9 protein-coding genes and 1 pseudogene are annotated in these 10154 nt (G+C 48.1%); 6 read left to right on the forward strand and 4 right to left on the reverse strand.

Translation table 11 applies throughout. The features are described from left to right. Positions 1 to 759 precede the first annotated feature (759 nt). Together ACL7TT_RS19785 and ACL7TT_RS19790 are read right to left on the reverse strand one after the other, a co-directional pair. Entirely contained in the window at positions 760 to 1323 is a 564-nt protein-coding gene (locus tag ACL7TT_RS19785; RefSeq protein ID WP_413397924.1) for a DUF1285 domain-containing protein, read from the reverse strand. Further along, positions 1316 to 1993 carry a TetR/AcrR family transcriptional regulator gene (locus ACL7TT_RS19790; RefSeq protein ID WP_413397925.1) on the reverse strand — a complete coding sequence of 226 codons (678 nt, stop codon included), beginning with the start codon at positions 1991 to 1993 and terminating at the stop codon, positions 1316 to 1318. The genes ACL7TT_RS19785 and ACL7TT_RS19790 overlap by 8 nt, the downstream gene beginning before the upstream one ends. A gap of 537 nt (positions 1994 to 2530) precedes the next feature. Between ACL7TT_RS19790 and ACL7TT_RS19795 the strand changes: the two genes are divergently transcribed. The 6 genes and pseudogenes from ACL7TT_RS19795 (at position 2531) to ACL7TT_RS19820 (ending at position 8399) form a co-directional block, all read left to right on the forward strand. Beyond that, positions 2531 to 3379, forward strand: a complete 849-nt coding sequence (locus ACL7TT_RS19795) for an acyl-CoA thioesterase (protein WP_413397926.1) — start codon at positions 2531 to 2533, stop codon at positions 3377 to 3379. 77 nt (positions 3380 to 3456) lie between these two features. Beyond that, positions 3457 to 4517 (forward strand): annotated as a pseudogene (locus tag ACL7TT_RS19800) (IS5 family transposase). 21 nt (positions 4518 to 4538) lie between these two features. Beyond that, entirely contained in the window at positions 4539 to 5438 is a 900-nt protein-coding gene (locus ACL7TT_RS19805; RefSeq protein ID WP_413397927.1) for an IS3 family transposase, read from the forward strand. An 890-nt stretch (positions 5439 to 6328) separates the two neighbouring features. Further along, positions 6329 to 6667, forward strand: a complete 339-nt coding sequence (locus tag ACL7TT_RS19810) for a DUF6632 domain-containing protein (RefSeq protein ID WP_413397932.1) — start codon at positions 6329 to 6331, stop codon at positions 6665 to 6667. A gap of 177 nt (positions 6668 to 6844) precedes the next feature. Continuing rightward, the gene (locus ACL7TT_RS19815) at positions 6845 to 7255 is read left to right on the forward strand and encodes a DUF6632 domain-containing protein (protein WP_413397928.1); all 411 of its coding nucleotides are present in this window, start codon (positions 6845 to 6847) and stop codon (positions 7253 to 7255) included. 445 nt (positions 7256 to 7700) lie between these two features. After that, positions 7701 to 8399, forward strand: coding sequence for a hypothetical protein (locus ACL7TT_RS19820; protein ID WP_413397929.1), 699 nt, complete (start codon positions 7701 to 7703; stop codon positions 8397 to 8399). Positions 8400 to 8670: 271 nt separating this feature from the next. Here ACL7TT_RS19820 and ACL7TT_RS19825 read toward each other — a convergent pair whose 3' ends face one another. Then, a complete protein-coding gene (locus tag ACL7TT_RS19825) occupies positions 8671 to 8970 on the reverse strand; it encodes a hypothetical protein (RefSeq protein WP_413397930.1) in 300 nt (99 codons plus the stop codon). A gap of 74 nt (positions 8971 to 9044) precedes the next feature. Beyond that, positions 9045 to 9443 (reverse strand): hypothetical protein, encoded by a 399-nt coding sequence (locus tag ACL7TT_RS19830; protein ID WP_413397931.1) that lies wholly within the window; start codon positions 9441 to 9443, stop codon positions 9045 to 9047. Positions 9444 to 10154 lie beyond the last annotated feature (711 nt).

The raw sequence follows: 10154 nt of genomic DNA on the forward strand, positions 1-10154 counted from the left end.
CGTCAGGATGCCATCTTTGCCGCTGAGGTCTTTGCCCTCACGCAGCGCCTTGATAGCAGCATCCATATCGAAAGTATGTTTAGTCATAGGTCATCTCTTTTTTGCTAATGATAAAGAAATGACACAGAATTCTGAACACTACCGAGAGATAGCCGGATAAATTTTATCTTCGCTAAATACTGAGTTGGCCAACTCTTCAGGATCACTAGTAATTTGAGGCTCCTCTATAGTATAACCATAGGAGTTCCAGTCTAGCGCAACCTGATTTTAATCCTCCCAGAGTGCGCCTGCTGATTTTGTACGCGCTTCATCTTTCCCCCTACAGGAATCTCACCCCTTGACATGGGCAGCTCATAAGCATTGAAAGGACTGAAAGGCATAACCATCAAACCAAACAACACACTTTTTGACTGCCCTGAAATTACGTTTGATTTACTCACCTATGTGATATGAACACGGAAGAGTATAGAAACTCCATGTTACGGATTTGTTAAAATTTAATATTTTTAGTAATTTCTCCAGCAAAGAATGCAAATTTTTATTTTTTGAATCTTGTAGTGCAATAAAAATTCACCAAGACTTCAAATGAATGAATGACAACGGAATAGTGCCTATCCAGCCTGTCGCAAATACAAAATTTAAATGAAAAGTGGAAAAATCAGGTTGAGGCTTTTTTATGAAGCCGCTAAGAAGAGGAGAATTAATGAAGAAGCCCAGAGTCGACGAAGTGCTGGCCCTAAATTAATGGATTATATAGCATCAATTATAAGACCCGAGTAGATAGTCCTTACCAGCACTTCGAACAAACAGTTTTCCCGTGCTGTCGAAGTCATTTTTATCCTCTTCAGACCAATCGACTAACTGATAGAAGACATCACGGGAAACCCTCGCTTGAAGACCACCGCGAACTTCGAGATAGGGGATTAGTCGCGAAGGGGTACCGAACTGCTGCAAGCGCCAATTACAACCCCTATCCAGCGCAATAACATCACCCACATTGGTGGTAAACAACAACGTCTGCGCATCGCCATTCGGATTGCGTGCCACCTGTGTCGCCACAAAAGGCACATCTTCTACTTGAATACGCAACTTCTCCACCGGAGTTACCAGGAAGTACTCCCCCCTTTCCCGCTTCAGAATCCCTGCAAACAGCTTGACCAGTGATTGCCGGCGGATCTCGCTGCCCTCATGTATCCATCGGCCATCGCGCTTGATGACCATATCCATATCGCCACAGAAATCCGGATTCCACTTTTCAACCGGAGGGTATCCTTGAAACGTTTTCTGCAACGCCTGCAACTGCTGGAAAAGTGGTTCAGCCAAAGGAGGGGCCCGCAATATCACCTGAGTGGCTGGTTTCCTGGGGCTTGCGGGAAGAGATATCACCGATATGGACGCCCACATCCATGATGAACTCCATCAGGCCTTCCCTATCCTCAATCACATCGGCGAACGATTTGGAATGGTAAAGCTCCACAGCCCCCTGTACCAAAGCCCAGTAGGTGGAATAGTAATAATAAGCGGGTACCCTCTTGATCATGCCCTGCTCCATCCTGCGCTCAAATACCCGATTCAGTGCAGAGGCAATGGCATTGCGGATTGTGTGTAGCTCGGCGATCATCTCGGGGGCCTGGTTCAGGGCGATGATCTTCTCTTCCAGGCGCTGAAAGAGCCGGTCCTTGCCGGGATCGGCCATACGGGACTCAAAATAGGCCCGGGCTGGTGCGGTAATATCTCCCTGCTCAGCATTACCCACAGCTACCTTGAGGCGCTCAGCGAGAGACCGCTCATAATCCATCAACAAGCGCATATAAATTTCCGTCTTTGAAACAAAGTGCTTGTAGATAGTGCCTTTGCCGATATCCACACGGTCGGCAATCTGCTCAACAGTGACCTTTTCTTCACCGTGCTCCAGCAGAAGCTCCAGAGCTGCATCCAGGATGCGCTGCTCTCGTGCGCGAAACCTCTGAACCTTCTCTTTTGCCTTATCCATATTTCCAACCTTTTCTGCCCGTAATATTGGGAACTGAAATTGACTATTTGTTCATGAATAATAGGCAATTCGGGTCGCTTGGAAAAGCAAATCGGGAAATTAGTCTAGTTAATACGAGGAAAGATAGGTCATTATGTCTAAAATTTGACCAATTCGCTCAAAAAAGTCGTAGCCTACCCCCCGACTCCCCTTTAAGGAGGCAAAAGCACACTTGGCACTCGCTGGTTCCGCAGTGCGGCGGCTGCGGTAGCGACTAATGATCCATTAGGTAAGTAGCCGGACAAAACGATGACCATGGATGTTTTTTGCGTCATCGGCTGCTATTATTATAGCCGCGCTGAGTAACCCCTAAACACCCTCCCGGACAATCCCGGCTATCCCTATTATTAACCAGTCAGCCAGTCCAATGGCAGATGAATGCGACACGGGCGCCAGAGATACAAGTAACCCCGGGCAGTTACACCGCTTCTGCAAGGCGACAGCCACGCAGATCATAAAGGGCCCGTTTGATATCCCGGTTAACAGGTAACCTCGTCTATGTTTGAAACACTGAACAAACTACTCGATGTCGAAGAGCTGGATCGCAACCTCTTTCGCAGCCGCCACCATGTGGAAAACTATCGAAAAATACTGTTCGGCGGACAAGTGTTGGGTCAGGCCCTGACCGCCGCCAGCCGCACAGTGGAAAACCGTCTGTCTCACTCCCTGCACGCTTACTTTTTACGCCCAGGCTCAAGTGAATTGCCTGTTATCTATGAGGTTGATCCCATCCGTGATGGTGGCAGCTTCACCACCAGGCGGGTTGTTGCCAAGCAACGGGGGCGAGCCATCTTTAACATGTCCGCTTCGTTTCAAATCAAGGAGGCAGGCTTCGATCATCAGGCGGAGATGCCTTGCGGAGAGATTCCGGCGCCAGAGAGCCTGAAGAATACCCAGCAACTGGCGCTGGAAGCGGGCCTTATAAGCCCACAATACGATCAGCGACGCTATATGATCGATTTTCGCCCCGTTGACCCCCACAGCTACTTTGCTGCCGAAATCCACGAGCCCAAGTGTATGTTCTGGCTGCGCGCAGAGGGTGGGATGTCCGACGACCCCATGGAACACCGCGCCGCCCTCTGCTATGCATCCGACATGGGCCTGCTGGGCACCGCCTTGCAGCCCCACCATACCTCTCTATTCGACCCCCACCTGATGCCCGCCAGCATCGACCACGCCATGTGGTTCCACCGGGATTTCCGTTTCGATCAGTGGCTTCTGTATGTAACCGACAGCCCTTCGGCCAGCGGCGCCCGGGGTTACACCCGCGGCCAGATCTTCACCCGCAATGGTCTCCTCGTAGCCTCCACCGCCCAAGAGGGGCTCATCCGGAAAATTAAACACTAACAGGCTGTTGAAATAGGCTCATGTATTTACTGGCTTTGGTACAATGCTCGGGTCGATACCCCACAATGAGATAGTGTATGCGCGGTGCAGATATTACACAGGAAGCTTTGTTCACCACGGTTCACCGGGAAGAATTTGTCCCCAAATTCCACTCACTGAGAAAGATTCGTCAGGAATTTAATTTGGCCTTACAGCGTATCGACTGGCTGCTCGACTGCGCTTATGCACCGAACGGCAAGGAGTCCATCCCCCGGAGCGATTACTGCGAGCCCTACTTCTACAGGTTTTATTCAGCGTGCGTAGTGAACGCCAGCTGATGGAACAGACACGCTACAACCTATTATTCCGCTGGTTCGTTGGCCTCAGTATCGATGATAAGGTGTGGAATCATTCCACTTTCAGCAAGAATCGTGACTGTCTGCTTGCCCACGATATTATTCCCACCCTGTTCGAAGAAGTGGTGCAGATAGCTAGGCAGAAGCAACTGTTGTCGGAAGAGCATTTCAGCGTTGATGGCACCTTGATTCAGGCGTGGGCCTCGCAGAACAGTTTTCGTCGCAAGCAGGACAGCGACGACGATGAGGGCAGTGGCAGCAACAGCGAGCGGGACTTCCACAAGGAAAAGCGCAGCAATGAAACGCACGAATCGCGCACCGATCCAGAGGCTCGACTGTACAAAAAATCCAAAGGTGCTGAAGCCAAGCTGGCCTATTTGGGTCACACCACCATGGAAAACCGTAATGGCCTGATCGTACAGGCGGCGGTAACGCAAGCCAATGGCTGCGCTGAGCGGGAAGCAGCCGAGCAGATGCTGACGGAGCTGCCGGGCTCACGACGCAAAACCGTTGGCGCAGACAAAGGTTACGACACTCGGGGATTCGTAGCCGCCTGTCGTGGTGCCAATGTAACTCCGCATGTGGCCCAAAATACCAAGCGCCGCGGTGGCTCCGCTATTGACGGACGCACCACTCGGCACAGCGGATATCAAGCGAGCATGAAGGTACGCAAGCGAATTGAGGAGGGTTTCGGTTGGGGCAAAACCATTGGTCTAATTCGCCAAGTAAAAGTCCGCGGGTTAGCGCGGGTCAAGGAGGTTTTGATCTTGCCCACCAACGACGGACACTCTCTTAAGCGATAAACTACGCGACAGAGGTGACCCATGGCAAGACTAAAGAAATCAACCAAAACCACTCGCAAGCAATACTCCGAGGAGTACCGGTCAGAGGCCCTGGCGCTGGCGGCTAAGGTGGGCGTAAGCGCTGCAGCCAAACAGCTCGGCCTGCATGCCTCCCAGATCTACGGCTGGCGGAGTAAGGCTAGATTACACCAGGATCGAGGAGATGCCGAGAAACAGCTAGCGGCTGAGAATGCCCGGCTGAAACGGCAGCTGGCGGAGCAGGCAGAGGAACTGGCAAGCCGAGGTAATGTGTATAACCGTAAGACAGTTGCTGCCAGCATGCGGCGGCAGGGGCTGCGGGCTAAGGCAGCCAAGAAGTATAAGGCCACTACCTCCTCGAAGCACAATTTGCCGGTGGCTTCCAATCTACTGAAGCAGAACTTCAATGCTACGGTGGCGAATCAGAAATGGGTTGGGGGCATCACCTATTTATGGACAGAAGAAGGCTGGCTATACCTGGCTGTAGTGATAGATCTCTACAGCCGCCTGGTTGTCGGCTGGGCGATGTCAGAGCGAATGACGGCCACACTAGTCTGTGATGCTTTGCGTATGGCCCTGTGGCGACGAAAAATGCCTAGGGGAGTTATCGTGCACTCTGATCGGGGGAGCCAATACTGCTCCCAAGATTATCAGTCGCTGATCAAAGCGCATAATCTGGAATGTAGCATGAGCGCGAAGGGAAACTGCTACGGCAACGCTTGCGCAGAAACATTTTTCCACTCACTAAAAGTAGAATCGATTCATGGCGAACCCTTTCCAACAAGACTGGCGATGCGTGAAACGGTGTTTGAATACATAGAAGTGGATTACAATCGAACCCGCCTTCACAGCGCCAACGGCTACCTCAGCCCAGAAGCGTTTGAGGCACAGCAAGCTGCTTAATGGCGTGTCCGTTGCTGGTGGGCAAGATCATATCGAATTGTTTAAAAAACGGCTTTTTATCGGATTACTATCCTCCTCGCCTTACAGACGGGGAGGATTTCAATAATTGAAACTATGGTGAATCTACAACTTCAAGCCGAGCAATCAACACGATGGAACGGGGCCAGGACAAGGGTCTCCAAGCGTCACAAATTTTACGAGCTCATCAGTGTACCCATCATTATCGGTTACACGCGAAGCAACTTTGAATGATTTGCCCTGAAAACCCCTCAAAAGAAGCGATGTACCACTCTGCTTAACATCATCCACCCACAACTCTTCAGATACAATAGAACCGTCCCTATCAGTACCAAATGCTGAAACACTTATCGTGTTAGTGTCCGGGAAATCAAGTGTTCTGATTCCAGCTTTTGGGGTGTAATCACAGACTTGTACTGGTACTTGTTCAGTAAACGAAGATGGGTAGAATGCGCTACAGCCTCTTCCATCTGAGCCGAATAAATATATACTGGGGACAGGAGATCGAGAGCTATATTCGGATAGCCGCTCACCTGAGCTCGTAGAACAGGTAGCTGAGCCATACCACCAAGTAACGAAGCTCGTCTCCACCCTACAATTGACCGCATCATCACCCGCAATAACGACCGCGCTGTAGATAGCCACAAAAAAAGATGCAAAGATAGATTTATATTTCATAGTTTTCCCTTCTATGTTGTTGAATAATCAATCAGTCATCGCGAATTGTCCAAACCACGACAACTATGAAATACAGTCACATATCCCGATTATTGAGTCAATAGGATTTTTTATCCACTCACCTTGCCGCAACTAATTAACTCTTTAGTGAAATAAATACCGCTGTAAACTGGGGTATATTCTGTATCTTTGGTATTTACCCGTTGATGCGACTGGGATGGCTTGCGGGGTGGGGGTTCGCACCGCCGTATCAAGAGTTTCAAATAATTACACTGGTAATGTACGCAACTCTAGGTATATTTCTGATTCTCTCCGCCCGAAATTTCGCTGTAAATATCAGTCTAATTTGGTTCACTATTTGGCTGAACTTGATATCTGGCAGCGTCATGCTTGTAATGGTGGTAGCAAATCGAATCGCGGAAATAATCTGGGGAGGAAATATTATCGTACAATATTTAATCACCGGAGTTCTCTGGTATCTAATTCACAAAAACGTTAAATTGCTACAACGACAGGACAGTAATGGTAAATAACTGGCGCCTAGCTATTGCAAAGAATCTGAGGATTTCATCCATAGGGGCAGTGACTTTGGATCAAAAGCTGAATTGTATATTCAAAAAGCCCGCGCTGGGCGGACTTGGGATTACTTTGTCTATATTTTTGAACGTGGCCAAAACAACTTAAAAGCGGTCTCCGCTCTGGAGAAAACTATGGACGACATCACCCGTGCCAAATACCTCCCCACTGCCCTGAAGACTATAGGTATATTTTTTATCTTTGGCATTTATCCGATGATGCTTTTATCATGGCCTCCAGGGTGGGGGCAGATACCACCGTACCAAGAGTTTCAATTAATAATTTTGGCGAGGTATGCAGTTCTGGGTGTTTTCCTAATTCTCGCCACCAGAAATTTTACTGCAAATTTAGGTCTAATCTGGTTCACTATCTGGTTGAACCTAATATCTGCCACCACCATGCTTTTGATGACGATAGATAATCGAACCGGAGAGGCAAACTGGGTCGGAAATATCTTCGTGCAGTATTTAATTGCTGGAGTTATCTGGTATTTAACGCCTAGGCGCGTTAAGTTGCTACAGCAACCAGGCAGCGATGGTAAGTAACTGGCATCTGGTTATTGCAAAGCATTCGAGTATTTTATCCATAGAGCGGCCACTCAGCCGAATTTCAGCCACATGAAAGCCCGCACTAGGCGTGTTGAGTATTAATATTAGAATCTTTCTTCTAAAAGAATAAATTTAATTTTCCAATTTTTTGTTAGAAGCCATCTTGCAAGTAGTTGAGAGCCAGATCTGATGCACCAAAGTTGAGCAGTGAAATAAAATATTACGTCATTAATTTTTTTGACAGTTATTGCAACGCATCATTTATCAAATTTGATGCAAATCAATAAACCATCCAATAAAATTCATATCTTTCAAATAGTGAATACAGCAATCAATGCGATATTAATAAACGATATTACACCAGCATCAGACATCCGTTTATTTGCAAACTAAATAATTTGCAGTTCCACATCAACTTTTCAATAGCAAGGAAGTGTACGAAATGTTACAACATCTCAAAATCACCTGGCTTGGTCATGCCCTCGTGGCAAGCTTCTGCCTCATTACCACCACTCAAGCAGCACTTGCCAACGATGACGTTCTCGTGACCGACCCGGCCATACTTGAAGAGTTAGGCTTTGATCGAGATGCGAATAACGTCTACGTAGCGTCTGGCATTGATTTGAATGACAGTCTGAATTCTAGCTCGCCTTCGACCATTAATCCCGATGCCCAGGCTTATCTATTTCCATCTGGAAGCACAGACTACTCACCCGTTTCTCCCAAGGAATTCATCGGTCGGGTTGATACAACCGGTTCACAGTGGTTGTACTCGGCTGGAAATAGTTTAGAACTCAGCCGCCTCGGTACGGAGCGCTTCGCCGACGCTCAAGTTGTGGATCTACCAAATGGAGGGGTACTACAGTTTCTTAGGTGGTGGTGGGCTGATAATGACCCCAACTCAGTAATGGCAATCATCCTTTTTGAAGTTTGTCAGCCTGCTTTTGCCGGTGGCGCTGTTACCAACACAGTAGTCGTTATTAATGATAGCTTTGACAGCCCCAATGGGTCCGCAGCGATCAGTACAGCAGCTCGACCAATCAATACTCAAAGCTGTTATTACCTTGCTCGTATACGATTTGACGCTGCAACAAACCTTTTGAGGTTTCAGAAGGTCCGCCTTCAGTTTACCCACCCCTAGAGCTTATCTCGTTTCGACCTTTGCATAAGTAAGCACATAAAAGTTAATTTCAGCACTGATCCATTCGGTGCCGGAATTAGCACCTCTTGGAGAGAGGGAGCGCACTTACACTTAAAAAAGCCAACTGTGGGTATAAAAAAGCCCCGCCGGATCAACCGAGTAGGGCTTTCAAAGGGGGTATAGTCCCGCTGCGCATACTTCGCGACAGCTTAGCTCAGATTAGTGTGTAGACGTGTACACTGTCAACAGCTCAAACTGTATTTAAATACAGTTATGCAGCATTATCCGCCAAATAAAGCGCCTCCACCGTTCCCTCGATGACTTTGCACATATTAATTACCCAGCTTTTGCTTTGGTCAACCTTCCTGCACACATCTTGCATTTCCCATCTGTAATAATACCGCAACCAAAAAACCTTCTTCTCCAGCGCAGCTTTCTCCTTGTCCTGGCGCCTGGCAATCACATTCAGGTAAGCCAGTACTGCAGCATCCGTGAGGTCTGCTCTCTCGTAATCTATCGGGTCCGAGCCCTCCCTATGCCCTGAGATCATCTTTCGCCCAAATGCTGCCATACGGGGCCAGTTCACCGAGTCCCCCGCACGTTCAGGGTAAACGCGGCTGGCGCTATCCTGTGAAGGGCTCTAGCTTATTGCTTGCGTTTGTTAGCCATTTCTTGGAGCAGTGCCAGCCCCTCTTTGCCAATGTCCACGAGCGAACGAGTGTTTGAACATGAATGTATTTCTGGCGTCGAATCAATTTTTCCAAAAACCACATATTTGTACCCTACAACCATGTGGGACGCGCACATATCATCGGGGAACAATGTATTTTTTACAATCTGAGTGTCTGCTGTGCCCTTAATTTTCTCTAGTACAGCTAGCTTGTTCGTGACTACGCCATTGTCGCCAAGCGTCGAAGAGCGGACCTGACCAAGATAAACATAGTCAGACTCCAAATATCTCTCCTCAAGTGGAGAACTCACGCAGTAACAGCCAAATGCTGCCTGAGCAGAAAGCATCATTGAAAAAAACATGAAGATCTTCACTCTAGGATGACCTTATGGCTAACGCTCAGCACACGGGCGGACAAAATGAAGCGAAGCGTAATGTAGGCTGTCCGGCCCGGCGTTTGTTGCCGGGCTAACGTGCTGCTTTTTGTTAAGTTTTTTAAAACGAGCAGCTTCTTGCCACGAAATAAATAAATGCAACAGCAAACAAACTAACGCCTATCCACTCACCTGCCTTTCGAGATGACTTATAATAAAAGTCTGTTTTGTTGCGTACTACCCTGTGAACTAAGTAAATTAATAGAACCCCTAGCGTACAAAACATGAGAGCCTTGAAAGATCCCTGGTCGAAATCGCCTTGCCTAATAAATCCTATATTGGTCCCACCCGCTGCTGCCAATGCAGCCATTATCAATGTTCCAATTGTATAAATAGCCGCAAGGAATACCTTTTTTACGATCAAAGCTTAATCCTTAGTACACTTAACACTTATATAGTGGTCACCGTGACCACTATTATCCTGATTACTATCCTGGAATAGACAATCATTTCTAACGTTGCCAACAGGGGCGATCGGAGCGCAGCGTAGGCCGTCCAGCCCAGCGAGTTATAACCGAATCTGGTGTTTGAGGGTTTGAAAGAAAGCAGCGTATCTGGTTGATTTGTTGTCGCCAAACAGTCAACCAACCAGGAATACGCTGCTATGGATAAGAATACCGTTGTTGAGTTTGCAGGTCGACATGAGACAGT

Origin of the sequence: Microbulbifer jejuensis (assembly GCF_047289955.1) — a bacterium.
Classification (GTDB): domain Bacteria; phylum Pseudomonadota; class Gammaproteobacteria; order Pseudomonadales; family Cellvibrionaceae; genus Microbulbifer.